The organism is Ruegeria sp. AO1 (genome assembly GCF_056535985.1).
On the sequence record NZ_JBQFJC010000001.1, the window covers coordinates 2,679,735 to 2,702,276 of the forward strand.

30 protein-coding genes are annotated in these 22,542 nt (G+C 60.2%); 13 read left to right on the top strand and 17 right to left on the bottom strand.

Features of this window, described 5'->3' with window-relative positions; genetic code table 11:
• On the top strand, window positions 1–1,377 hold the full coding sequence (locus ACR3FB_RS13255) for a multicopper oxidase family protein (RefSeq protein ID WP_480565714.1): 1,377 nt from the start codon (window positions 1–3) through the stop codon (window positions 1,375–1,377).
• Between the two features lie 129 nt (window positions 1,378–1,506).
• On the opposite strand, the gene rnc is transcribed toward ACR3FB_RS13255, so the two are convergent.
• From rnc to folK, 9 genes are all read right to left on the bottom strand, one after another.
• Complete coding sequence (rnc, locus tag ACR3FB_RS13260; protein ID WP_480565716.1) at window positions 1,507–2,187, bottom strand: ribonuclease III; 681 nt, start codon at window positions 2,185–2,187, stop codon at window positions 1,507–1,509.
• Window positions 2,184–3,023, bottom strand: a complete 840-nt coding sequence (lepB, locus tag ACR3FB_RS13265) for a signal peptidase I (RefSeq protein ID WP_170556391.1) — start codon at window positions 3,021–3,023, stop codon at window positions 2,184–2,186. The genes rnc and lepB overlap by 4 nt, the downstream gene beginning before the upstream one ends.
• A gap of 56 nt (window positions 3,024–3,079) precedes the next feature.
• Entirely contained in the window at window positions 3,080–3,499 is a 420-nt protein-coding gene (gene acpS / locus ACR3FB_RS13270) for a holo-ACP synthase (protein WP_170667994.1), read from the bottom strand.
• The gene (locus tag ACR3FB_RS13275) at window positions 3,496–4,119 is read right to left on the bottom strand and encodes a LysE family translocator (RefSeq protein ID WP_480565719.1); all 624 of its coding nucleotides are present in this window, start codon (window positions 4,117–4,119) and stop codon (window positions 3,496–3,498) included. The genes acpS and ACR3FB_RS13275 overlap by 4 nt, the downstream gene beginning before the upstream one ends.
• Window positions 4,116–4,862: a pyridoxine 5'-phosphate synthase gene (locus ACR3FB_RS13280; RefSeq protein WP_170681255.1), complete on the bottom strand. Its 747-nt coding sequence runs from the start codon at window positions 4,860–4,862 to the stop codon at window positions 4,116–4,118. The genes ACR3FB_RS13275 and ACR3FB_RS13280 overlap by 4 nt, the downstream gene beginning before the upstream one ends.
• A complete protein-coding gene (locus tag ACR3FB_RS13285; protein WP_170380448.1) occupies window positions 4,855–5,553 on the bottom strand; it encodes a DUF2062 domain-containing protein in 699 nt (232 codons plus the stop codon). Before ACR3FB_RS13285 ends, ACR3FB_RS13280 begins: the two co-directional genes overlap by 8 nt.
• Before the next feature lie 16 nt (window positions 5,554–5,569).
• The gene (locus ACR3FB_RS13290) at window positions 5,570–7,702 is read right to left on the bottom strand and encodes a RelA/SpoT family protein (protein ID WP_170556386.1); all 2,133 of its coding nucleotides are present in this window, start codon (window positions 7,700–7,702) and stop codon (window positions 5,570–5,572) included.
• 26 nt (window positions 7,703–7,728) lie between these two features.
• Window positions 7,729–8,082, bottom strand: coding sequence for a DNA-directed RNA polymerase subunit omega (gene rpoZ, locus ACR3FB_RS13295; RefSeq protein WP_170380450.1), 354 nt, complete (start codon window positions 8,080–8,082; stop codon window positions 7,729–7,731).
• Window positions 8,083–8,178: 96 nt separating this feature from the next.
• On the bottom strand, window positions 8,179–8,748 hold the full coding sequence (folK, locus tag ACR3FB_RS13300) for a 2-amino-4-hydroxy-6-hydroxymethyldihydropteridine diphosphokinase (RefSeq protein ID WP_480565721.1): 570 nt from the start codon (window positions 8,746–8,748) through the stop codon (window positions 8,179–8,181).
• Window positions 8,749–8,886: 138 nt separating this feature from the next.
• On the opposite strand from folK, the gene ACR3FB_RS13305 reads away from it, so the two are divergent.
• The 7 genes from ACR3FB_RS13305 (at window position 8,887) to ACR3FB_RS13335 (ending at window position 13,357) form a co-directional block, all read left to right on the top strand.
• The gene (locus ACR3FB_RS13305) at window positions 8,887–9,462 is read left to right on the top strand and encodes a LabA-like NYN domain-containing protein (protein WP_039541714.1); all 576 of its coding nucleotides are present in this window, start codon (window positions 8,887–8,889) and stop codon (window positions 9,460–9,462) included.
• A 187-nt stretch (window positions 9,463–9,649) separates the two neighbouring features.
• Window positions 9,650–10,600: a 4-hydroxy-3-methylbut-2-enyl diphosphate reductase gene (gene ispH / locus ACR3FB_RS13310; RefSeq protein WP_480565723.1), complete on the top strand. Its 951-nt coding sequence runs from the start codon at window positions 9,650–9,652 to the stop codon at window positions 10,598–10,600.
• A complete protein-coding gene (locus tag ACR3FB_RS13315) occupies window positions 10,597–11,049 on the top strand; it encodes a DUF3429 domain-containing protein (protein ID WP_170380453.1) in 453 nt (150 codons plus the stop codon). The genes ispH and ACR3FB_RS13315 overlap by 4 nt, the downstream gene beginning before the upstream one ends.
• Window positions 11,046–11,639: a class I SAM-dependent DNA methyltransferase gene (locus tag ACR3FB_RS13320; protein WP_480565725.1), complete on the top strand. Its 594-nt coding sequence runs from the start codon at window positions 11,046–11,048 to the stop codon at window positions 11,637–11,639. Before ACR3FB_RS13315 ends, ACR3FB_RS13320 begins: the two co-directional genes overlap by 4 nt.
• Window positions 11,632–12,099: a ribonuclease HI gene (gene rnhA / locus ACR3FB_RS13325; RefSeq protein ID WP_170768427.1), complete on the top strand. Its 468-nt coding sequence runs from the start codon at window positions 11,632–11,634 to the stop codon at window positions 12,097–12,099. Before ACR3FB_RS13320 ends, rnhA begins: the two co-directional genes overlap by 8 nt.
• Window positions 12,096–12,719 carry a trimeric intracellular cation channel family protein gene (locus ACR3FB_RS13330; RefSeq protein ID WP_480565727.1) on the top strand — a complete coding sequence of 208 codons (624 nt, stop codon included), beginning with the start codon at window positions 12,096–12,098 and terminating at the stop codon, window positions 12,717–12,719. Before rnhA ends, ACR3FB_RS13330 begins: the two co-directional genes overlap by 4 nt.
• A 35-nt stretch (window positions 12,720–12,754) precedes the next feature.
• Entirely contained in the window at window positions 12,755–13,357 is a 603-nt protein-coding gene (locus tag ACR3FB_RS13335; protein WP_480565729.1) for a COG3904 family protein, read from the top strand.
• Between the two features lie 2 nt (window positions 13,358–13,359).
• Here the strand turns inward: ACR3FB_RS13335 and speB are convergent, their stop codons facing one another.
• Genes speB through def (ACR3FB_RS13365) form a run of 6 tightly spaced genes read right to left on the bottom strand, consistent with a single transcriptional unit; the run spans window position 13,360 to window position 16,690 of the window.
• Window positions 13,360–14,181, bottom strand: coding sequence for an agmatinase (gene speB, locus ACR3FB_RS13340; RefSeq protein ID WP_480565731.1), 822 nt, complete (start codon window positions 14,179–14,181; stop codon window positions 13,360–13,362).
• 59 nt (window positions 14,182–14,240) lie between these two features.
• Window positions 14,241–14,477, bottom strand: coding sequence for a GlsB/YeaQ/YmgE family stress response membrane protein (locus tag ACR3FB_RS13345; RefSeq protein ID WP_170380459.1), 237 nt, complete (start codon window positions 14,475–14,477; stop codon window positions 14,241–14,243).
• A 1-nt stretch (window position 14,478) separates the two neighbouring features.
• Entirely contained in the window at window positions 14,479–14,715 is a 237-nt protein-coding gene (locus tag ACR3FB_RS13350) for a hypothetical protein (protein ID WP_170380460.1), read from the bottom strand.
• Between the two features lie 6 nt (window positions 14,716–14,721).
• The gene (gene fmt, locus ACR3FB_RS13355; RefSeq protein ID WP_480565733.1) at window positions 14,722–15,636 is read right to left on the bottom strand and encodes a methionyl-tRNA formyltransferase; all 915 of its coding nucleotides are present in this window, start codon (window positions 15,634–15,636) and stop codon (window positions 14,722–14,724) included.
• A 44-nt stretch (window positions 15,637–15,680) separates the two neighbouring features.
• Window positions 15,681–16,175 carry a peptide deformylase gene (gene def, locus ACR3FB_RS13360; RefSeq protein ID WP_480565735.1) on the bottom strand — a complete coding sequence of 165 codons (495 nt, stop codon included), beginning with the start codon at window positions 16,173–16,175 and terminating at the stop codon, window positions 15,681–15,683.
• Window positions 16,172–16,690, bottom strand: coding sequence for a peptide deformylase (gene def, locus ACR3FB_RS13365; RefSeq protein WP_170494114.1), 519 nt, complete (start codon window positions 16,688–16,690; stop codon window positions 16,172–16,174). The genes def (ACR3FB_RS13360) and def (ACR3FB_RS13365) overlap by 4 nt, the downstream gene beginning before the upstream one ends.
• Window positions 16,691–16,784: 94 nt before the next feature.
• Between def (ACR3FB_RS13365) and ACR3FB_RS13370 the strand changes: the two genes are divergently transcribed.
• Window positions 16,785–17,957 (top strand): MalY/PatB family protein, encoded by a 1,173-nt coding sequence (locus tag ACR3FB_RS13370; protein ID WP_480565737.1) that lies wholly within the window; start codon window positions 16,785–16,787, stop codon window positions 17,955–17,957.
• Between the two features lie 3 nt (window positions 17,958–17,960).
• Window positions 17,961–18,488: a L,D-transpeptidase family protein gene (locus tag ACR3FB_RS13375; protein WP_480565739.1), complete on the top strand. Its 528-nt coding sequence runs from the start codon at window positions 17,961–17,963 to the stop codon at window positions 18,486–18,488.
• A gap of 96 nt (window positions 18,489–18,584) precedes the next feature.
• Here the strand turns inward: ACR3FB_RS13375 and ACR3FB_RS13380 are convergent, their stop codons facing one another.
• Window positions 18,585–18,938, bottom strand: coding sequence for a hypothetical protein (locus ACR3FB_RS13380; protein ID WP_170380466.1), 354 nt, complete (start codon window positions 18,936–18,938; stop codon window positions 18,585–18,587).
• Window positions 18,939–19,150: 212 nt separating this feature from the next.
• Between ACR3FB_RS13380 and ACR3FB_RS13385 the strand changes: the two genes are divergently transcribed.
• Window positions 19,151–20,140 carry a glutathione S-transferase family protein gene (locus ACR3FB_RS13385; RefSeq protein WP_480565741.1) on the top strand — a complete coding sequence of 330 codons (990 nt, stop codon included), beginning with the start codon at window positions 19,151–19,153 and terminating at the stop codon, window positions 20,138–20,140.
• Here the strand turns inward: ACR3FB_RS13385 and ACR3FB_RS13390 are convergent.
• Window positions 20,122–20,484 (bottom strand): response regulator transcription factor, encoded by a 363-nt coding sequence (locus tag ACR3FB_RS13390; RefSeq protein ID WP_170556374.1) that lies wholly within the window; start codon window positions 20,482–20,484, stop codon window positions 20,122–20,124. The genes ACR3FB_RS13385 and ACR3FB_RS13390 overlap by 19 nt on opposite strands.
• A 181-nt stretch (window positions 20,485–20,665) precedes the next feature.
• Between ACR3FB_RS13390 and cobD the strand changes: the two genes are divergently transcribed.
• Window positions 20,666–21,625, top strand: coding sequence for a threonine-phosphate decarboxylase CobD (gene cobD / locus ACR3FB_RS13395; protein WP_480565743.1), 960 nt, complete (start codon window positions 20,666–20,668; stop codon window positions 21,623–21,625).
• On the top strand, window positions 21,622–22,542 hold the full coding sequence (cbiB, locus tag ACR3FB_RS13400; protein WP_480565745.1) for an adenosylcobinamide-phosphate synthase CbiB: 921 nt from the start codon (window positions 21,622–21,624) through the stop codon (window positions 22,540–22,542). The genes cobD and cbiB overlap by 4 nt, the downstream gene beginning before the upstream one ends.

The following is a 22,542-nucleotide window of genomic DNA, read 5'->3' on the forward strand; positions in this document are numbered from 1 at the left end:
ATGAAACGACGCGAGTTCCTTTTGGGAAGCAGCGCCGCCGCTGGGGCGATCGGATTGGGAGGGTTTGGGTTGGCTTCAGCCGCGCCCGAACTGATCATTCAATCGGCCAGTTTTGCGCTGCGCGATCAGGTGACGACCGGGATGGTCAGCCTATCATCCGACGCGCCGCCGCCGGTGCTGCGGGGCCGTCAGGGTGAAGCGATGCGCCTGCCGGTGCGCAACTCGACACTGGACTACACTGCGATGCATTGGCACGGGCTGCGCATTCCCAACGCAATGGACGGCGTGCCCTATCTGACCCAGATGCCGATGGGGCCGAATGAACTGTTCGACTATGAGTTCACGCCCCCCGACGCCGGAACCTATTGGTACCATCCCCATTGCATGACGATGGAGCAGATGGCTCATGGTCTGACTGGCGTGATGGTCATTGCCGAGGCCGAAGACCCCGGATTTGACAGCGAACAAGTCGTCAACCTACGTGATTTCCGTCTGGATAACGAGGACCAGTTCCTGCCCGCCTACACCCAGCGCGGCGCGGCACGAGCTGGCACATTCGGCAATCTGCAAACCGCAAACTGGCTGGATACGCCTGTCTACGACCATAACTCGGGCGGGTTAGTGCGGCTGCGGGTGGTGAACACGGACACGACCCGGATCTATCGGCTGCATCTTGAGGGCGCCGAGGCTCGGATCATTGCATGGGACGGACATCCGGTTGATGTCGAGGTTCCCCTGCCAAGCGCCGAGGACCCTCTGCTGGTCGGACCGGGCCAACGGGTGGATTTCGCGGTGGCGATGCCCTCAGGCGAGGGGCAGATGGTGGATTTGGTCGCGAAATTGCCGGGTCAGCCGCATCGCCCGATGGCACGTCTTCGGGCCGTAGGCGCGGATGTTGCGCGGGACTTGCGGGAGTTGAAACCACTGCCTCCGAACCCGGTTGCACGGCCTGATCTGGCAAAGGCCGAACTGCATGAGTTCGTCTTTGGCTGGACGCCCGAAGGTGGAGAGCCGAATAACGGATTCTGTGGCTCTCTGGGCTATAATTTCTGGTCGATCAACCGGACCCCTTGGGCGGGCGATGCCGCCGAGGGTGTCGGCCCTCTGGCTGTTTTGGAGATGGGCAAAAGCTACGTTCTGAGGCTACGAAACGAATCGCCGAACCTGCATCCAATCCACCTGCATGGGCTTGTGTTCACGCCGTTGAAATCGAACCTACGCAAGCTGCCGCCTTTGCTGACCGATACCACGTTGCTGCTAAAAGATGAGGTGGTCGAGATCGCTCTGGTCGCGGACAATCCCGGTGACTGGGCGTTTCACTGCCATGTGATTGAGCATCAGAAAACCGGTCTTACCGGGTATATCCGGGTGGTATAGGCTTCGGATTGGCTACGCCAATCCGACCGGGAGGGGGCCAGCCCCCTCGTCCGGATTTCATCCGGCCTCACCCCCGGGATATTTTTAGCCAGATGAAGAGCGGATCGGGTTTGGGGAGAGGGGCGGGGGCTATTTTTTCAGTGAACCCAGTAGGGCCTTTGCTGCTGCCTGTTCGGCTTGGCGCTTTGATCCGGCGGTAGCCTTTGCCTCGGTCCCGTCCTGCAGGCGGGCGGCGATGGTGAAAACCGGGGCGTGGTCGGGGCCGCTGCGTTTGACCTCGATATAGCTGGGGGGTTTCTGGCCGCGGGCTTGTGCCCATTCCTGGAGCGAAGTCTTTGCGTCGCGAGCGTCGGATTCGACCGTGTGGATGCGATCCCCCCAAAGGGCGAGAATGACATCGCGAGCGGCCTCGAACCCGGCATCTCGGTAGATGGCGGCGATCACGGCCTCCATCGCGTCGCCCAGAAGCGCCTGTTTGCGGCGCCCCCCGGACAGCATCTCGGACCGGCCCAGCTTGAGCACGGCACCCAGATCAATTTGACGGGCGACATCGGCACAGGCTTCTTTACGCACCAGCGCATTGAAACGAGGGGCCAGCTGGCCTTCGGAGGCTTTCTTATCCGCCTCCAGCAATGCTGTTGCCATCACCAGACCCAGCACGCGGTCGCCCAGAAATTCGAGCCTTTGGTTATCGGGCCGAGTGGCGGACGAAACCGAACCATGGGTTAGTGCCCGCACCAACAGCTCGGGGTTTGAGAACTCGTACCCCAAGCGTTGCTGAAATGCCTTTATGTCGGCCGATACCTTCAATTGACCGCCTTGAAGAAGCGGTCGCTGCGCCATGTCCAGAAGAACAGCATAGACCGGCCAGCCGACGAGAACATGATCCGGTCTGCGCGACCGATCAGGTTTTCGTAAGGAACATAGCCTACCCCACCAGCAGATTGCGGCAGACGGCTGTCGGCAGAGTTGTCGCGGTTGTCGCCCATGAAGAAATAGTGGCCTTCGGGCACCGTGTAGATGCCGGTATTGTCGGACCCTTGATTGCCGATACTCAGCACGTCATAGGATACGCCATTGGGCAGGGTCTCGACAAAGCGCTCTTTCTCACAGACGCCACCGATACCGACCGGGCCGTTGGAGCAGCGCGGACGCAAGCGTTGCGGACCTTGCGGAGCCGCCACTTCCGTGAAGACGCCATCGGCTTGTTGCGGGACGGGTGTGCCGTTCAGAATGATCTGCCCTTGACGGACCTGAACGCGGTCGCCCGGTAGGCCGATGAGGCGTTTGATATAGTCACGCCCCGTCACAGGGTGACGGAAGACGATCACATCGCCGCGTTCGGGCTCTCCGCCCCAGATGCGGGTATTGTCGTCACCCGGAAGCCAGCCGCATATATCCTCGGCGTCGATATTCAGACCGACACTGGGGATGATCAGGCTGGGGCAGGAGGCGTAGGAGTAACCGTAGGCCATCTTGTTGACGAACAGGAAATCGCCGATCAGCAGGGTCTGTTTCATCGAGCCGGAGGGGATCCAGAAGGGCTGGAAAAACAGGGTGCGGAAAACGCCTGCGATCAACAGGGCGTAGACAATGGTTTTGATCGTCTCCCAGATGGGATTTCCGGTTTTGACGTCCTCGGCCATACTGCTCTCTGCTCCTTGGTGTGTTGGGTGCTAAATGCGGGCCATGCGGGGGCAAGTCAAGGCTGCGTACCGGCTTCTTGAAGCGGGCGCGCCTCGATCACCACAAAGGCCTGCGCCCAGGGGTGGTCATCGGTCAGGGTGACGTGGATAATCGCCTCATGGCCCTCCGGCGTCATCTGGCGCAGCCGGTCGGCGGCCCAGCCGGTTACATGCATCACGGGCTGGCCCGTGTGCAGGTTGCTGACCGCCATGTCCTTCCAGGCGATGCCCATGCGCAGACCGGTGCCTAACGCCTTGGAACAAGCCTCTTTCGCGGCCCAACGTTTGGCGTAGGTGCCTGCGGTGTCGTAGCGACGTTCCGCCTTGCGCTGCTCGGTCTCGGTGAACACGCGATTGCGGAAACGGTCGCCGAAACGGTCGAGCGTGCGCTGAATGCGCTCGATATTCGCGAGGTCTGTACCAACTCCGAGGATCACGACAACCGAACCGTCAAAATCTTATAGCTGGCGACGCCGAAGAACCCCGCAAAGGCAAAATCGAACCAACGTCGAGCACGCCGGTAGGCGCTAACCATACGCAACGAGGAAAACAGGAAGGCGTAACCGATGAAGATCAGCAACGATCCCGCATAAAGTAGGCCGAAATATCCCAACAACACCCATAGGCTGGCATCATTTGGGGCAACGATCGCATAGATCGATCCCCAACTGAGGATCGCCTTGGGGTTCGTCAGGTGAATGGCTGCACCTTTCGCAAAGATCGAGCGCAGCGACCCGGTGACTGGCTTGCCCAATGGAACCTCACCGGCGGTCATCGCGCGGCGCAGGGCCTTGAGGGCCAGCCAGCCCAAATAGGCGACACCAAAGTAACGGATCACCTCGAAGACCCAGACATTTGCCAGCATGATCGCCGACAAGCCCAGCGCGGCGGCAATCCCCCAAGCAGCAGAGCCCGCGCATATGCCAAGTGCAAAGACCAGCCCTGCACAGCGACCTTCAGACATAGCGGTACCGGCAATGCCCATGGTGGCCGGACCGGGTGAGCCACCGGCCATCAACCAGGCAAACCAGATCGCTATGAAAGTCGGCGTGATCACGCCCGCGCCTCATCCATCAGGCGACGCATTTCCTGTATGGCGGGGGTAAGGCCCAGAAAGATCGACTCACCGATCAGGAAGTGACCGATGTTCAACTCACGCACTTCTGGGAAGGCCGCGACGGGTTTCACCGTCTCATAGGTCAACCCGTGGCCTGCATGGACTTCGAGGCCCAGCGAATGGGCAAAGGTCGACATCTGGCGCAGGCTTTCCAGCTCACGCTCGGCCTCTTCCATGCGGCCTTCGGCGAAGGCGTCGCAATAGGCGCCTGTGTGTAGCTCGATCACCTCGGCCCCTATACGGTGGGCGGCCTCAATCTGGCGTTGGTCAGCGGCGATGAAGATCGACACACGACAGCCGACATCGCGAAGCGGAGCAATGAAGTGGGCCAACTTGTTTTCCTCGCGCGCGACTTCCAGCCCACCTTCGGTGGTGCGTTCCTCACGCTTCTCCGGCACGATACAGACCGCATGAGGTTTGTGCCGCAGGGCGATCTTCTGCATCTCTTCGGTGGCCGCCATTTCAAAGTTCAGAGGGACCGAGAGGACGTCCATTAGCCCATCAATATCCGCATCCGAGATGTGACGGCGGTCTTCGCGCAGATGCGCCGTAATGCCATCGGCCCCGGCCTCTTCGGCCAGTTTGGCGGCACGCAGCGGGTCGGGATAAGCCCCACCGCGTGCGTTACGCACGGTGGCGACGTGGTCGATATTCACACCAAGACGCAGATAAGTGTCAGACATCGCGCGATTCCTTTTTTACGGTTTGAGCTGAAGCTAGTGCCTTTTCCACCGAAGTGTCAGCCTCGGTTTCAGCCAGACGTTTGATTTCGTCGAATTTGGCTTTGATCCGCGCGCGGCGGCGCTGTTGATAGGTGCGGATCAGCGGCAGGCTGAGATAAAAGCAGATCACCCCAGCCAGCAGACCGGGAAGAATGCCGCCGATCATATAGGGGTAGAACACTTCGCGGTAGAAAAGACCCAGGCCGTGCCAATCCGCGACGCGGTCGGTAAACATGGCGAGGAAGTTGTTCTTCAGATCGCCCATCGCATCCGCGAATTTCCCCATTAGGCCGCGGGTTTCGCTTTTCTCGAATTCCGTTCCCAGAAGGAAATGCCCTGTCTGCAAGCAGATGACGCCAATTGGAACATAGGTCAGCGGATTGCCGAAGAACGTGCCGCTGAGGGCGGCCACGATATTGCCGTTGAGCAGGCGCGCGCCGATGGCGGCGACCAGAAAATGCAGGCCATAGAAGGGTGTAAACGCTGCAAACACCCCTGCCCCGATACCGCGTGCGATCCGCTCGGGCGAGTCCGGCAAACGGCGAACGCGGTGTTTTACATAGTGAAAGGCGCGGGTCCATCCGCCACGTGGATAGACAAACTCAGATGCGGCCTGAATGGGAGAGCGTCGATCTCGGCGCTTGAAAACCACTCCTGATCACCTCATCTCAACCAGCCGGCAGGGCGGCATTTTCACGCTCTCGGTATCGTTCGACAGCGGCCACGTCACTTTCTGCCTCGAGCATCAGCATAAGCGAATGCAATTGTTCAAGGTCTCGCAGTTCGACATTGATCAGCAGTCGGTAAAAATCCGGTTTGCGGTCGACGAACTCAAGGTTCGAGATATTGGCCTTTTTCTCGCCGATCAATGTGCAAATACGCCCCAGTACGCCTGCATCGTTGCCGATGGTGAGGTCAAGTGTCGCGCCATAGACCGCCGGGTGGGTGCCGGAATGCCAGTGGAGATCGACCCAACGCTCGGGCTCATTCTCATATGCGCCGAGGCGGTTGCAGTCGATGGCGTGAACTTCAACACCCTTGCCACGATGCGTGATGCCGACAATCCGCTCGCCCGGAAGGGGCTGGCAGCAGGGGGCGCGGTCGAATTTCTGACCTGGTTCAAGGCCAATCACGGCGCGCCGCAGCGGGATCGCATCGCCGTCGTCCTGTGTCAGTTCCGGATAAACGGCGCTGACCACATCATGGGCGGTCAGTTCGGCACTGCCCAAACGCGCGAGCAACTCATGCCGGTCTTTGAGACGCAGGTGCTTGGCGGCTGTATCCAGCGCCTTATCGGTGGATTTGCGGCCGACATGTTCGAACCCGGAACGGGCAAGCTCTTTGCCCAGTTTGATGAACCGTTCGCGATCAACTTCGCGCAGGGCGCGGCGGATCGCAGTCCGAGCCTTTCCGGTTACCGCAATCTCAAGCCAGGTGACCTGTGGGGTCTGGCCATCAGCGGTGATGATATCGACCGACTGCCCGTTCTTCAGCCGGGTCCAGAGCGGCACGCGGATCGCATCGACCTTTGCTCCGACACATGCATGGCCGATACGGGTGTGGATGGCGTAGGCAAAATCAATCGGCGTCGCCCCACGCGGTAGCTTCACGACATCGCCTTTCGGCGTGAAGCAGAATACCTGGTCCGAGTACATCTCAAGCTTGACGGCTTCAAGGAAGTCTTCGTGATCTTCCTCATTGTCGAATTGCTCGGTCAGGTTCGAAATCCACTTGGCCGGGTCGACCGCAAACGGGTTCTCGGTCCGGACACCGTCGCGATAAGACCAGTGCGCGGCCACGCCGGTTTCAGCCACATCGTGCATCTGGCGGGTACGGATCTGCACTTCGACCCGTTTGCCGTCACGACCCGAAACAGTGGTGTGGATCGAGCGGTAGCCGTTCGATTTCGGCTGAGAAATATAGTCCTTAAACCTGCCGGGCACCGCGCGCCAGCGCTGGTGGATCGCGCCGAGGGTGCGGTAGCAGTCTTCCTCGGTTTCGGTGATGATGCGGAAGCCGTAGATGTCGGACAAGCGCGAGAAGCCCTGATCCTTTTCCTGCATTTTGCGCCAGATCGAGTAGGGTTTCTTGGCCCGACCGAAGACTTCGGCCTCGATGCCCGCTTTCTCCAGCTCATGGCGCATGTCGCCAGTGATCCGGTGGATCACGTCTCCGGTTTCGCGCTGAAGGGTGATAAAGCGGCGGATGATCGACTGGCGCCCTTCGGGGTTCAGCACACGGAAGGCGAGGTCTTCGAGCTCCTCGCGCATCCACTGCATCCCCATCCGACCCGCAAGCGGCGCATAGATATCCATGGTCTCGCGTGCTTTGACGATCTGCTTTTCAGGGCGCATCGCCTTGATCGTGCGCATGTTGTGCAGCCGGTCGGCCAGCTTGACCAGGATCACCCGAAGGTCCTTGGACATGGCCATGAACAGCTTGCGGAAATTCTCGGCCTGTTTGGTTTCGCGGCTGGAGAGTTGCAGATTGGTCAGTTTGGTGACGCCATCGACCAGTTTGGCGACCTCATCCCCGAACAGCTCCGCCACTTTGCCATAGCTGGCTTTGGTGTCTTCGATCGTGTCATGCAACAGCGCCGTGATAATGGTCGCATCATCCAAACGCTGTTCGGTCAGGATGGCGGCGACGGCAACGGGATGGGTAAAATAGGGCTCACCGGAATGGCGGAACTGCCCTTCGTGCATCTGCTGGCCGAATTCATAGGCCTTGGCGATGCGTTCAGCGTTTGTCTTTGGGTTATAATTGCGGACCAGCGCAATCAGGTCGTCAGCAGAAATCATCCGGTCCGCACCTTCGTTTTGAGGGCTTACCCCTGCCCTTGAGCCTCCATCAGAGCGCGCAGGAGTTTTTCTTCCGACATGTCATCTTCGGCAGGCTTGTCCGATTCGGCGCCCATCAGCAGAGCCATCTGATCTTCTTCCGGCTCATCAACCTCGATCTGGGTCTGGTTGGCCTCGATCAAACGCTCGCGCAGTTCATCCGCGCTCTGGGTTTCGTCGGCGATTTCACGCAGCGAGACAACGGGGTTCTTGTCGTTGTCACGGTCCACAGTGATCGGTCCACCGGCGGAAATCTCACGCGCACGATGGGCGGCAAGCATCACCAGTTCAAACCGGTTGGGAACCTTGTCTACGCAGTCTTCAACCGTCACGCGGGCCATGGAACGCTACTCCGTTGCTGAGTCCATATCAGGAAGCGTTGTATCTAAGACCGATTGAGCGCCTTGACAAGCAGGAAATAGCGCAAATCCACCAATCTACAAAGGTGTGACCGCGGCGATGTCTTCCGCTGGCAGCGCCTCGAGCATCTGCTGGACGGTCTGACCCAGAACTGGATGGTTCCAGTCCGGGGCCACATCGACCATGGGCACAAGCACAAACGCCCGGTCCTGCAGTCGGGGATGGGGCAAAATCAGCTGCTCCGGGGCCTCTTGACGCTGTGCATCCGCGTGCAGGCTCAGCCAGCGATCGAAGGTGGCGGGATCGGGCAATACCTGATCATCGTAGCATACCAGATCCAGATCCAGCGTCCGCATCCCCCAGCGCTGCACCCGTTCACGACCGAACTCATGTTCAACCTCGTGCAGGACCTCTAGCAGCTGCGCAGGCGGGAGGTCAGTCTCGATCAAAAGGGCCGCATTGACGTAGTCAGGGCCCGCGCCCGGAGGGAAACAGGGGGTTTCAAAAAACCGGCTTTCGGCGCGAATCACCACACCACGGTTCGCAAGCGCTTTTATTGCGTTGCGAAGTGTCACCTTGGGCCCTAGTCCGCTCAGATTGAGATTTGCGCCCATCGCAACAACTGCATTTGACATGGTTTTGCCCATTAATACCCCCATATTCGGCCAAATGCATACTTGCGATGCGCATTAAAAGCCCTAATTATAGGCACACCAGCACGCTTAATTTTACACCACTCACTCTTAAACGCGCAGCGGGCTGGATTATACCGGAAGGACCTATTTATGTTTTATAAGGACGAACGGCTAGCGCTGTTCATCGACGGCTCGAATCTTTATGCCGCCGCAAAAGCACTTGGCTTCGACATCGACTACAAGCTTCTGCGGCAGGAATTCATGCGCCGTGGCAAGCTTTTGCGTGCTTTTTACTACACAGCGCTGCTGGAGAATGACGAGTACTCTCCGATCCGACCACTGGTTGACTGGCTGCACTACAATGGCTTCACCATGGTGACCAAACCGGCCAAGGAATACACCGACAGCATGGGGCGTCGGAAGGTAAAGGGTAACATGGATATCGAACTCACCGTCGATGCCATGGAACTGGCACCACGCGTTGATCATATCGTACTGTTCTCGGGCGATGGGGATTTCCGCCCGCTGATTGCCAGCCTGCAACGTCAGGGCGTACGTGTTTCGGTCGTGTCGACCATCCGCAGCCAGCCGCCGATGATCTCGGACGAGCTGCGCCGCCAGGCCGACAACTTCATTGAACTGGAAGACCTGCGCGACGTGATCGGCCGCCCGCCTCGGGAAATGCCGACCGAACCACGCAGTGTTGCTGCCGCCGGCGGGCACTAACCCACGGCGTCACAATTGGGGATGAGATTAGCGCGGTCAGGGTATGAATCCCTGGCCGCGCTTCTTTAACTAAGGTTTGGTACTGAAACACCTAACGGCTATCAGTGATTCATGTCAGATCAATGACGCCGCCCTGTCTGGACCAAGGCCGTGAAAAGACCTACCTGTGGCGCAAGGAGACAGCGACATGACCAAGCCGCCATTGACTTTGTACTTGGCAGCGCCGCGCGGGTTCTGCGCGGGCGTGGACCGCGCCATAAAGATCGTCGAGATGGCGCTGCAGAAATGGGGCGCGCCAGTCTATGTCCGGCACGAGATCGTCCACAACAAATTCGTGGTCGACGGGCTGCGCGCCAAGGGGGCCGTGTTTGTCGAGGAACTGGATGAATGCCCAGATGACCGGCCGGTGATCTTCTCGGCTCATGGGGTCCCCAAATCCGTACCTGCCACCGCCGCTCGTCGCGAGATGATCTATGTCGATGCCACCTGCCCTCTGGTCTCGAAGGTCCATGTCGAGGCGCAGCGCCACTCGGATAATGGCTTGCAGATGATAATGATCGGCCACAAAGGCCACCCCGAGACCATCGGTACCATGGGACAGCTGCCCGAAGGCGAGGTGCTGCTGGTCGAAACCGTCGAAGATGTCGGCACAGTTCAGGTCCGAGATCCGGATCAGCTGGCCTTTGTCACCCAGACCACCCTGTCGGTCGATGACACCAAGGATATCATCGCGGCGCTTGAAGAGCGGTTCCCCAAGATCGTCGGCCCGCACAAGGAAGACATCTGCTACGCCACAACAAACCGGCAAGAGGCCGTGAAAGCCGTAGCGCCGAAAGCGGATGCGCTGCTGGTGGTGGGCGCTCCGAACTCGTCCAACTCACGGCGATTGGTCGAGGTCGCCTCGCGCGCTGGATGCAACTATGCGCAGTTGGTGCAACGTGCCTCCGATATTGACTGGCGCGCGCTTGAGGGAATTTCGAGCATTGCCATCACTGCCGGGGCCTCAGCCCCTGAGGTACTGGTGAATGAAGTCATCGACGCGTTCAGCGATCACTACGACGTAACCGTCGACCTCGTGGAAACCGCTGTCGAAAACGTAGAATTCAAAGTCCCGCGCGTGTTGAGGCAACCGGCATGAACGGCGTCCCCAAATCCGCGCTCTATCTGGGGTTGGCGGGGCTGATCCCGTTCATTTGGGGGGCACTGACTTATCTGAATTCGGATCTGCACGATCTGGGCATGCGCGAACTAGGCTCTCGTTTCGTGGGGCCTTACATTCAGCTGTTCTATGGCTCGGTTATCCTGAGTTTCATGTCCGGTGTATTGTGGGGGTTTGCCACGAAGACCTCGGGCAGCAGGGCGACTGTGGGCTATACTCTGTCGGTCCTTCCCGCCCTTTGGGCGTTTTTCATGACAGGCGGCGGGCCGATCAGCACCGGCACCAATCTGATGATCGGCTTTGCCGGGCTTTTGGTGCTGGACGCCCTGTTCTGGTATTGGGGCCTCGCGCCACGCTGGTGGATGCGATTGCGTATCCTGCTGACGGCCATCGTGCTGCTGTGCCTGGCTGTCGGGGTATACCTATGAGCGATCGTGAGACGATCTCAGTCTATGACGAACAGGCCGCGCGCTATGCCGACCTGACCGATCAAGCCAACACCGAGGACCCGCAACTGACCCGGTTCATTCAGGCCGTCCCAACAGGTGGCAAGGTGCTGGATCTGGGCTGCGGCCCCGGTGCCTCATCAGTGATCATGGCGCAGGCGGGGCTAGAGGTTGAGGCTATGGATGCCTCGACCGAGATGGTCCGGCTGGTCTCGGCCCATCCCGGCGTGTCCGCCCGCCAAGCGGCGTTTTCGGACCTGCAGGCCGAGGGAATCTATGACGGCATCTGGGCCAACTTCAGCCTTCTACACGCCAAACGCGCGGATTTCCCGAACCATCTGACCGCCATTCACCGGGCGTTGAAACCCAAGGGCGTCTTCTATATCGCCATGAAGCTGGGACAAGGTGAAGGGCCGGATCGTTTGGGGCGCTTCTACAGCTATTATTCCGAGGAAGACTTGAAAACTTATCTGCAAAAGGCGGGCTTTACCGTTACCGCACGACGACTTGGCAGCGGCACCGGGCTGGATGGCTCGGTCTCGGACTGGATTGGGCTTGCCGCCCATGCCTGAGCTATTTGCCTATACCGATGGTGCCTGTTCCGGCAATCCCGGTCCCGGTGGCTGGGGCGTTCTGCTCCGCGCGATGCAGGGGGATTCGATCCTGAAAGAACGGGAACTCAAGGGCGGTGAGGCCGAGACCACCAACAACCGGATGGAACTGCTGGCTGCTATCAGCGCGCTAGAGGCGCTGGAGCGCGCGTCCAAAATCACCGTCGTGACCGACAGCGCCTATGTGAAGAACGGCGTAACAGGGTGGATTTTCGGGTGGAAGCGGAACGGTTGGAAAACCTCAAACAAGAAACCCGTCAAGAATGTGGACCTATGGCGGCGTTTGGACGAAGCGCAGGGTCGTCATGATGTGACATGGGAATGGGTCAAAGGCCATGCGGGCCATCCCGAAAACGAAAAAGCGGATGAACTGGCCCGCGCGGGGATGGCCCCCTTCAAACCCGTAAAGGCGCAGGAGTGAGCGCGCTTGCCCTGCTGGACTATGCCTCGGTTCTGGTCTTCGCGCTGACTGGGGCACTGGTGGCCAGCCGGGCGCAGCTTGATCTGGTGGGGTTTGCCTTCATCGCCTGCCTGACTGCGGTCGGAGGCGGCACCGTGCGCGACCTGCTGCTGGATCGCCATCCCGTCTTCTGGGTCGGCCAGCCGGACTACATCCTGATCGCTGTCGGGGCCGCTGTTCTGGTGTTCTTCACCGCGCATCTGGTCGAAAGCCGCTATAGCTGGCTGATCTGGCTGGACAGTTTCGCTTTGTCCATAGCTGTTGCTGCAGGAACTGGAGCAGCGCTTTCGCTGGATCAATCCGGCACCATCGTGGTGCTGATGGGCGTCACCACCGGATGTCTGGGCGGGTTGATGCGCGATGTGGTCTGCAATGAGGTCCCCCTGGTGCTGAAACAGGGAGAACTTTACGTTTCAGCAGCGTTTGCCGGTGCCTTAACGGCAGTGGTCGCGACACGGCTTGGGCTCGAGGGCCTGCCCGCTCTGGCGCTATGTGCAGCGACCTGCTGGGCCTTACGCGCCGGATCGCTTATCTTTGGCTGGAGGCTTCCTGTCTACAAAGCCCGCCCGCCACGCCAGTAAGGCGTGTACCGCCGAAACAAACCGAAGGCCCGCTTGTGAAATCTCCCCTGTCTTTGCTCGCCGTCAGTGCGCTTTGCCTCGCCGCTTGCGCGGAACCCTACAGCCCGACGCAATTCGTAGCCCAGGGCGATCAGATCGTCGTAACCGGAGCCATCGATCACACCACCCTTGGTGCCTTTCGTGCGGTGGCCGCCGACAACCCGCAGATCAAAACGCTTGTTTTGCAAAGCATCGAAGGGTCGGTGGATGACGATGCCAACGTGATCTTCTCGCGCGAGGTACGCAAACGTGGTTTTGACACGGTCGTGCCGTCCGACGGCATGGTCGCCTCGGGCGGGACGGACCTGTTTCTGGCGGGCAACAGGCGCACCTTGCAGCCGGGCGCCTGCGTCGGCGTTCATAGCTGGGGAGGAGGGGGCATCATCGCCACCGAACTGCCCGAGGACGACCCCGAACACGACCGATATCTGGACTATTATGACGATATCGGCGTGTCCGAGGATTTCTATTGGTACACGCTAGAAGTCGCCTCGGAGGACGAAATGCACTGGATGACAGCCGCCGAGGCCAACAGCTACGACATGGCCACCACGCGCGCGACGCTTCTGGGGTCAGCCTCAACCTGCGATGCGCGCTGACCTCAGCGCGACAACAGCCGCGCACCGATCTCTTTGACGAATTTTGCGGCCACCATTGCGGTCATGCCATAGGGGTCGCGATGGGGGTTCAGTTCGACAATATCCGCGCCGACCAACTGCCCCTCGAACCGATGGATCAGGTCGATCACCTCGCGTGTGCTGAGCCCGCCAGGTTCGTGATGTGACACACCCGGTGCAAAAGCCGGGTCCAGCGCGTCCAAATCCAGTGACAGGTAGACCGGTCCGTCAAAGCTAATCTCCAGATCGGGACGCCAATTGCGCATGTCGATCACCTCGACCCCGAACTTGTCCGCCTGCTCCTGTTGGTGCTTGTTCATGGTGCGGATGCCGACCTGAACCAGACGTTTGACCTTGCCGGTCTCCATCACCCGCGCGAAGGGGCAGCCATGACCTAGAGGCCCGATATCCTGCGTGTCATACAGGTCGGGATGCGAGTCGATATGCAGGATATTCAGCCCTTCGTACCGCTCGGCATGGGCCTTGATCAGCGGGAAAGCGACCGAGTGATCACCGCCCAGAGACAACAACCGCGCGCCGGTTTCGATCCCTGCGGCAGCACCGGCCTCGATCCGGTCGATCGGCGCCTGCCCGCGCATCTCAAACACATCCAGATCACCGATATCTTTGAACCGATCCGTGGCCCCCAGATCGGTGCCATCCTCGGCCGTCAGATTGGCCGCACCGGAATGCAAAGCCTCGCGAATGCGGCCGGGCGCAAAGGCCGGACCCTGCAGAAATGAGGAATGTAAATCCAGTGGAACGCCCATCAGGGCAACATCACCAGCGTTCAGATCATAAGACATGGGTCACCTGCTTGAAAACTCGACTTGATCAGGCGGCGACCCAAGGGAAAGGTCAAGCCTTAACGGCGCTTTAAACTCTGCCATATCCAGATCACCAGCAACGCGCCCAGCACCGCCCCCACAAAACCGGACAGCCATCCAGAAACGGTGATCAGTGCACGCAACAGGAATCCGCCGACCAAGGCACCGACGATACCAATCAGCATGGTCGTGGGAATATCGGCCTCGATCCGCATCAGGCGGGTGGCAAGGAACCCTGCAGCGGCTCCGATCACGATCAGGGCGACAACGGGCATGTCATCGCCTCCAATGGGTCGGCACGATGATCAGCGCACCGATTGAGGATAGAACCGCGTCCAGCCCAGGCGGGCCAAAGCTGATGCCGAACATGATGCGGACGAAGTAGAACAGGAATGCTCCACCGACGCAGATGATGATGGACTGCAGGTAGCCGTTATGGGTGAATTCCGTCTTTTCGGACAGGTAGCCGACTATCCCGGCAATCACGACGGTGCCCATCAGGACCATGAACATCTGTCTCTACTCCGACGTCAGGCGGGTGCCGACCGGGATGGGCCAACCCCGCAGAAAGGTTTCTCTATCCTGCGCGCCTTTGCCTGCCCGTTGCAAGCGCAACAGTTCAACCGCGCCCTGCCCGCAGGCGACATGCAATTCGGGTGTCAGGACCTCTCCAGGAGCGCCCTGCCCCTCGGCCACGCGCGAAGCCAGCAGCTTGAGGCGCGCGCCTTCCATCTCGGTCCACGCGCCGGGAAAGGGCGACAGGCCCCGAATCTGGCGGTCGACCTCAACTGCGGGTCGGGACCAGTCGATCCGCGCCTCGGACTTGTCGATCTTTGAGGCGTAGGTGACGCCCTCTTCGGGTTGTGGCTGGGGGGTGAGGTCCGGCAGCTGGGTCAAGGCTTCGTTGATCAACGCGGCCCCCATGGTCGAAAGCCGGTCGTGTAGCTGAGCCGTGGTTTCCTCAGGTTCAATCGGCGTGGCCTGACGCATCAGGACGGGACCCGTGTCGAGACCGGCCTCCATCTGCATGATGCAGATGCCGGTTTCCGCGTCGCCCGACATGATCGCGCGATGGATCGGCGCGGCCCCGCGCCAGCGCGGCAACAGGCTCGCATGGATGTTCAGACAACCCTGTGCGGGTGCGTCCAGAATGGCTTGCGGCAGAAGCAGGCCGTAGGCGACGACCACCGCCACATCCGCGTTCAAAGCGGCAAACGCGGCCTGTTCTTCGGGCGATTTCAGCGAGACTGGGTGCCGGACCTCTAGCCCCAACGCCTCGGCGCGCGCATGCACGGGCGTCGGATGGTCCTTCTTGCCCCGGCCTGCTGGGCGCGGGGGCTGGCAATAGACGGCGGCGATCTCATGCCCCGCATCGACCAGAGCGTCCAATACCGGGACCGAAAAATCGGGCGTGCCCATGAAGATTAGTCGCATGTTCCGCTCCGGTACGATTTCCGGGTGCCGGGCTAAAGCCCGACCTACCCCTGTTTCTTGGCTTTGCGCAGCAGCATGTCGCGTTTGACCTTGCTGAGGCGGTCGAAATACATCCGGCCGTTCAGATGGTCGATCTGATGCTGCACGCTGGTGGCCTCGATCCCCACGAAATCGCGGCGATCAATGATGCCCTGTTCGTTCAGGAATTTGACGGTCACGGCCCGAGGGCGCTTTACCTTGGCCGATACGCCCTGCAGGTTAGGGCTGGCCTCATCATGTTCGCGCAACTCGATCGAGCTGTGCAGGATTTCCGGGTTCGCCAGTCGCACCACCCGGCCCCGCTCAGCCGAGCCATCAACGACCGCCAGACGCAGCATCATCCCGATCTGAGGCGCGGCGAGGCCAACGCCGGGCATCGCCTCCATCGTGTCGATCATATCGTCCCATATGGCGCGGATCTCATCAGTGATCTCAGACACATGCTCGGCCTTGGTCCGCAGGCGTTTGTCCGGCCATGGCAGGCAGGTGCGGACGGTCATGTGCGGGCCTTCTCGCGCTTGAGCTTTTGCATCTTGCGCGTGATCATCTGCCGTTTCAGCGGCTTGAGGTAGTCTATGAAAAGCTTGCCATCCAAGTGGTCGATCTCATGCTGCACACAGGTGGCCCAGAGCCCATCGAACGTTTCCTGTTGCGCGTTACCATTCTGGTCCATCCAGGCCACGTCGACGACCTTCGGGCGCGTGACCTCGGCATATTGATCCGGGATCGACAGGCAACCTTCCTCGTAGACATTGGTCTCATCCGACGAGGCGATGATCTCGGGGTTGAACATGACCAGCGGACGGGGGGCCTCGCCTTCTTCCTTGACGCAATCGAGAACGATCAGGCGATCCAGTACACCGATCTGCGGCGCGGCCAGACCAATGCCGGGCGCATCATACATGGTCTCAAGCATGTCGTCGGCCAGCTTGCGCAGATCATCTGTCAGATCGGCAACCGGGGCGCAGAGTTTTTTCAGGCGAGGATCGGGATGGATCAGGATAGGGCGTTTCATGAGGCTGATTTAGGGCATCCCGCCCGTCGCCGCAACGCCCCCCTTGCACCCGCCTGATTTGTAGTTAGCTTTCGCCTCGACAGATGGAGCAGACATGACTTTCAATACCCCAACCGACCGCCGCGGCACCCACAGCTCAAAATGGGACAAGATGGAGCAACTCTACGGCGTATCCCCTGATGATGGGCTGGCGATGTGGACGGCGGATTCCGACTATCAGACCGCGCCTTGCGTGATTGATGCGGTGCGTCGTGCAACTGAGCATGGGGTCTTCGGCTATTCGTGGAAACACCCTGAATACCTGTCTTCGGTTCAGTGGTGGATGCAAACCCGCCATGACTGGCAAATCGACACTGATTGGGTGTTGACCTCACAAGGTTTGGGCAATGCAATCGCCCTCTGTCTGGATGTCTGGAGCGAACCGGGCGATGGCGCTGTGATCTTCACGCCCGTCTACCATGAGTTTGCCCACAAAGTGAATAAATCCGGACGCCGCGTGGTGGAATGCCCGCTGGTGCGCGAGGGCGACAGCTACGCGATTGATCTGGACGACGCGCAATCGCGCTTGGACGGGTCGGAGAAGCTGCTGCTGTGGTGTTCGCCGCAAAACCCGTCGGGCCGGGTTTGGACGAGCGAGGAGCTGCGCTCGGTGGCTGAATTCGCCGGGCGCAACGGGCTGATTCTGGTTTCGGATGAGATCCATCATGATCTGGTTTACCCGGGGGCGAAGTTCGTCCCGATGGATGTCGCAGCACCTGAGGCACGGCCTTGGACCGTGACCCTTACGGCGGCATCGAAGACGTTCAACATTGCGGGACAGCGCACCGGCAACATGATCATCCCCGATCCGAAACTGCGTGCGGCGATGCGCCACCGGCTGGATACGCTGGACTATGAACCAAGCGCCCTGGGCGTAGCCATGATCACCGCCGCCTACACGCCCGAAGGGGCAGAATGGGTGGATGCTCAGATCGCGCATCTGGATGGAAACCGCCGACTGTTTGACGCCACGATCGCCGAGATTCCAGGCCTTTGGTCGATGCCCCTACAGGCGACCTATCTGGCCTGGGTCGATTTCTCGGGCACCGGGATGAGCCATGATGAATTTGTACGACGCCTGCGTCAGGATGCGCGGATCGCGACCTCTTCAGGCCCCGGATTTGGTTCGGGCGGCGAGACTTTCGAACGCTTCAACCTTGCCACCCAACACGCCCGCGTCGAAGAGGCCTGCGCGCGGCTGAAGCAGGCGTTCGGGGATCTGCAATAGCGGATGCGCCTGCTGGCCCGGATCACGCTGGTATTTCTGCTAGCAGCCATTGGCTGGATCGGCTGGCAGAGATACGGGCCGCGCCCTCCCGCGCCTGCCATGGCGCCTGACGCGGCACAGATCGATCACATTCTGATCGAAAAATCTGCCCGTCGCCTGACCGCAACGTTGGAGGGCGCCATCGTACTGCAGAGCGAGATCGCACTGGGCTTCGCGCCAGAAGGAGACAAAGAGCAGAAAGGCGACGGTAAGACGCCCGTCGGGATGTTCACCATCGACCGGCGCAACCCGAACAGTGCGTTCCACCTGTCACTTGGGATCGACTACCCTCAACCCGAAGACATCGCCCGCGCACAGCAGCAGGGCATCGACCCCGGCGGCGATATCTTCATTCACGGGCAACCAAACGGTGTTGTCGGCCTCACCCTGCCCGGAAACTGGACGCTGGGCTGCATCGCGTTATCCAACGAAGAGATGGCACAGCTTTGGAGCCTGACTCCGACCGGAACGACCGTCGAAATTCGACCCTAGATCGTTCCGCGTTTGACTTGAGGCGCCGTACGCTGCCTCACTCTTCGGTCGAACGCACCTTTCAATGGTCTTGCCTCAGGCAAAACGCAAAACGCATTAGTCCTCGTGCCCCAGCAGGGCAATCGGAGCATCTGGCGCGCGATAGAAATCCAGCGGCGCCTTGTCGGAAGCCGCCGTGTTGCGCTTGAACTCATAACGCATTTCGCCTGCCTCTTCCTCGTCCGCGACGATCAGGCATTGATACAAATGGTTCGCGCCGTCATGGATATCGACTAACCCGCGCAAACGCGGCGTGGTCTCGGCCTCGACTGTAAAGCCATTCTTCCACAATCTAAGGATTTTGAAGTAATTGTCGCCCATTTCCACCCGCAAACGGCTGGTCTTTTTCAAAGTGGCGATTCGCGCGGCCTCCAACTCAGCGCTCATTTCCTTGGAAACATAGGTACTCATCAAATTTCCCCCCTTCGATATCTCTTATTGTGGAGGCAAAACTGTAAAAATCCAGTGAAGCCGACCACATACCATCAAAGCGCAGGCAGATGTTGCGCGCGCATCTCAGGCTGGTGATGTGCGCAGGTGCAGGCTGCATGCGCGCGGGCTGTGATAGGAAGGCCGGGTTCTGCGCCTTATCTTTGCCGAAACGCAGATACGGAGGACGCGATATGGGCCTGTTGGTCGACGGAACCTGGCACGACACCTGGTATGACACCAAATCCACCGGCGGCGCATTCAAGCGCAGCGCCGCTCAGTTTCGCAATTGGCTGACGGCTGATGGCAGCGCTGGCGCGTCCGGCAAAGGTGGCTTTAAGGCCGAACCTGGGCGCTATCACCTCTATGTCAGTCATGCCTGTCCCTGGGCCCATCGGACGCTGATCTTTCGGGAACTCAAAGGGCTAAGCGATCTGATCTCAGTTTCGGTGGTGCATCCAGACATGTTGGACAAAGGCTGGAGTTTTGAAACCGATGATCACGGCGCGACCGGAGATGATCTTTACGGCGTGGACTATGCCCATCAGATCTACACTAAGGCCGACCCCGCCTATTCCGGTCGGGTTACGGTTCCGATCCTGTGGGACAAACAGCAGGAGACGATCGTCTCGAACGAAAGCTCGGAAATCATCCGCATGTTCAACTCGGCCTTCAACGAGATCACGGGCAACCGCGATGACTACTGGCCCGAGGTGATGCGGGACGAGATCGAAGAGGTCAACGCGCGGATCTATTCGGACGTCAATAATGGTGTCTACAAATCCGGCTTTGCCACCTCGCAAGAGGCATATGACGCCGCCGTCCACCCACTGTTCGAGACGCTGGATTGGCTCGAGGACCGGCTGGCCCGGAACCGATACCTGATGGGCGACCGCGTGACCGAGGCTGACTGGCGTTTGTTCACAACGCTGATCCGGTTCGATCCGGTCTATCACCTGCACTTCAAGTGCAACAAACGCCGGCTGATCGACTACCCCAACCTCTGGGCCTATACGCGTGAGCTATATCAATGGACCGGCGTCGCGCAGACCGTGAACATGAACCATATCGTGCGGCACTATCACTACAGTCACGACAGCATCAATCCGCATCGGATCATCCCGGTGAACCCGACGCTTGACTATCTTGAACCGCACGGACGGAATCAGCGCCCCGCTGCGTAGTGTTCCACCATCGCCGCCAGATCCTCGGGCGGGGTGCCGCTTTGCACATAGGCGCAGGCATTGGGACTGTGGGCAAAGATCGACCCGTCCGAGAAGAAGGTGGTGTTGGTGACAAAAATCACCCGCGCCTCAGGGCGGCGGTAGCTGGCGAAATCGGCCACGGCCAGCGCGCTGCCGGTTTCCAGAACCAGATCCAGCACAATAATTTCGAACTCAGAGCCATAGAGCGCCAGTATCGCGGCCTCTTGCCCGGCCACAAGCGTCACTTCGGCACCTTGCCGTTCAAGATGCCTTTTCCAGACCCGACCCAGATCGGGGTTACTCTCAACAATCAAAACTTTCATACTACAACCTCGGCACTTGGTGTGGTGAGTGGTGCCGACCCCCAAGTCCCGTGATCACGTCATTTCCTTAACAAAGTGTTAACTCTGCCCGCTGGCCGCCCTGATCACGCGGATTTGCTTGTCAAAACGGCGAAAATCCGCTTGAAGCGGGGCGAATACGACATTTGGGGCATGCGTTGGGATGAACGATACCGAATTGAATCCTCGTGCGAAACGCGACCATGGTGGCGGTCTGGACGGGGCCATCGCGCAATATGGCGGCGCGCGTAGCGATTGGATCGACCTGTCCACCGGCATCAACCCGCATCCCTACCCGATCGCAGGGCTGCACCCCTCGGATTGGACCGAACTGCCCGATCATGGCGCGTTCGAGCGGCTCAGCACAGCCGCCCGCCAATTCTGGAATGTCCCGGCGGAGGCGGCGATCCTGCCCGCGCCCGGAGCCTCGGCTCTGATCGCGCGCATTCCCGCACTGGCAGCGCAAGGCCGAGTGCAGATCACGATGCCCACATATAACGAACATGCCGCTGCCTTTCGTGCTCAAGGCTGGTCGGTGCAGGAAACCGGCCCTGCTGATGCGCGTGTGATTGTGCATCCGAACAACCCGGACGGCCGGGCGTGGCAGGCCAGCGACGCCACCGAGCCTTTGACCATCATCGACGAAAGCTTTTGTGACGTGACGCCCGGTGCGTCACTGATCCATCTGGCCGGACAGCCCGGCGTGATCGTACTGAAAAGCTTTGGTAAGTTCTGGGGGCTGGCCGGGATACGGCTGGGCTTTGCCATCGGTGCAACGGAACTGATTGCCAGACTGAACGACCTGACCGGGCCGTGGGCCGTGTCGGGGCCTGCGCTGCGGGTCGGGACGCAAGCCTTGCAGGACGTCGGCTGGGCCAATGAGACCCGCGCACGGCTCGAAGCCGAGAGCAACCAGCTGGACGCTCTACTAGTTGGAAAAGGCGCGCAACTGGTCGGAGGCACAAACCTGTTCCGCCTCTACGAGGTCGATGATGCAGCCCTCTGGCAAGACCGTTTGGCGCAGGCACATATCTGGAGCCGCATCTTCCCCTACTCCGAACGTTTTCTGCGCCTCGGCCTCCCTCCTGCACACGGGTGGGATCGGCTGGAGGCTGCGCTTTGAGCATCCCCTTTCTGTTGGTCTGCGCCATGTGTCTGGACGCGGCGTTGGGCGAGCCGGACTGGCTCTGGTCCCGCATCCGGCACCCTGCGGTGGTGATCGGCAATGCCATTGGATGGCTGGACATCCGGCTGAACCATGGTGCGGCGCGGCGCGCCAAGGGTGTCTGCACGCTGATCCTGCTGGTCGTGGGCGCCCTTGGTATCGGCTGGGTACTGGCACAGCTGGGCGGAGTTGTTGAGATTCTGGTCTGTGCGATCCTGTTGGCACAGAAGTCGCTTGTGACCCATGTCCGCGCTGTCGGCGAAGGGCTACACGCCTCGCTTGCTGACGGGCGGGCGCAGGTGGCCATGATCGTCTCACGCGACACAAGCGACATGACCGAGGAACAGGTCGCCCGGTCCGCGATCGAAAGCGCGGCAGAGAACCTCAGCGACGGCGTTATCGCGCCCGCTTTCTGGTTTCTGGTGGCGGGCCTGCCAGGGTTGCTGGTCTACAAGGCTGTGAATACCGCTGACAGCATGATCGGTTATCGCACCGAGAAGCACCGCGACTTTGGATGGGCCTCGGCCCGGTTCGACGACCTGCTAAATCTTATCCCTGCGCGCCTGACCTGCTTGATGATCGTGGCGCTTTCAGGTCAATGGGCGCGTTGGCACGATATCCTGCAGGATGCCCACCGCCATATCTCGCCCAATGCAGGCTGGCCCGAGGCCGCCATGGCCCGCGCGCTCGACGTCGCACTGGCCGGGCCGCGCAGCTATGACGGAGAGTTGCGCGACCTGGCTTGGGTCAATGGCGATGCGCGCCGTCAGATCTGCGCGGAAGAGGTTTTCCGCGCATGCGACATGCTCTGGCGTGTCTGGGGGCTTGCGCTTGGCCTCGTCTCAGTGTGGGTTGGGATCAACGTGATCTTCTAA

Bases quoted from the DNA above. Each gene is read 5' to 3' on its own strand.
- ACR3FB_RS13255 (WP_480565714.1), top strand. From the start codon at position 1: ATGAAACGACGCGAGTTCCTTTTGGGAAGCAGCGCCGCCGCTGGGGCG.
- lepB (WP_170556391.1), bottom strand. From the start codon at position 3,023: ATGGCCGAGGACGTCAAAACCGGAAATCCCATCTGGGAGACGATCAAA.
- ACR3FB_RS13280 (WP_170681255.1), bottom strand. From the start codon at position 4,862: ATGTCTGACACTTATCTGCGTCTTGGTGTGAATATCGACCACGTCGCC.
- ACR3FB_RS13290 (WP_170556386.1), bottom strand. From the start codon at position 7,702: ATGATTTCTGCTGACGACCTGATTGCGCTGGTCCGCAATTATAACCCA.
- rpoZ (WP_170380450.1), bottom strand. From the start codon at position 8,082: ATGGCCCGCGTGACGGTTGAAGACTGCGTAGACAAGGTTCCCAACCGG.
- folK (WP_480565721.1), bottom strand. From the start codon at position 8,748: ATGGGCAAAACCATGTCAAATGCAGTTGTTGCGATGGGCGCAAATCTC.
- ACR3FB_RS13305 (WP_039541714.1), top strand. From the start codon at position 8,887: ATGTTTTATAAGGACGAACGGCTAGCGCTGTTCATCGACGGCTCGAAT.
- ispH (WP_480565723.1), top strand. From the start codon at position 9,650: ATGACCAAGCCGCCATTGACTTTGTACTTGGCAGCGCCGCGCGGGTTC.
- ACR3FB_RS13315 (WP_170380453.1), top strand. From the start codon at position 10,597: ATGAACGGCGTCCCCAAATCCGCGCTCTATCTGGGGTTGGCGGGGCTG.
- ACR3FB_RS13320 (WP_480565725.1), top strand. From the start codon at position 11,046: ATGAGCGATCGTGAGACGATCTCAGTCTATGACGAACAGGCCGCGCGC.
- rnhA (WP_170768427.1), top strand. From the start codon at position 11,632: ATGCCTGAGCTATTTGCCTATACCGATGGTGCCTGTTCCGGCAATCCC.
- speB (WP_480565731.1), bottom strand. From the start codon at position 14,181: ATGTCTTATGATCTGAACGCTGGTGATGTTGCCCTGATGGGCGTTCCA.
- ACR3FB_RS13345 (WP_170380459.1), bottom strand. From the start codon at position 14,477: ATGCCCGTTGTCGCCCTGATCGTGATCGGAGCCGCTGCAGGGTTCCTT.
- ACR3FB_RS13350 (WP_170380460.1), bottom strand. From the start codon at position 14,715: ATGTTCATGGTCCTGATGGGCACCGTCGTGATTGCCGGGATAGTCGGC.
- fmt (WP_480565733.1), bottom strand. From the start codon at position 15,636: ATGCGACTAATCTTCATGGGCACGCCCGATTTTTCGGTCCCGGTATTG.
- def (WP_480565735.1), bottom strand. From the start codon at position 16,175: ATGACCGTCCGCACCTGCCTGCCATGGCCGGACAAACGCCTGCGGACC.
- def (WP_170494114.1), bottom strand. From the start codon at position 16,690: ATGAAACGCCCTATCCTGATCCATCCCGATCCTCGCCTGAAAAAACTC.
- ACR3FB_RS13370 (WP_480565737.1), top strand. From the start codon at position 16,785: ATGACTTTCAATACCCCAACCGACCGCCGCGGCACCCACAGCTCAAAA.
- ACR3FB_RS13375 (WP_480565739.1), top strand. From the start codon at position 17,961: ATGCGCCTGCTGGCCCGGATCACGCTGGTATTTCTGCTAGCAGCCATT.
- ACR3FB_RS13380 (WP_170380466.1), bottom strand. From the start codon at position 18,938: ATGAGTACCTATGTTTCCAAGGAAATGAGCGCTGAGTTGGAGGCCGCG.
- ACR3FB_RS13385 (WP_480565741.1), top strand. From the start codon at position 19,151: ATGGGCCTGTTGGTCGACGGAACCTGGCACGACACCTGGTATGACACC.
- ACR3FB_RS13390 (WP_170556374.1), bottom strand. From the start codon at position 20,484: ATGAAAGTTTTGATTGTTGAGAGTAACCCCGATCTGGGTCGGGTCTGG.
- cobD (WP_480565743.1), top strand. From the start codon at position 20,666: ATGAACGATACCGAATTGAATCCTCGTGCGAAACGCGACCATGGTGGC.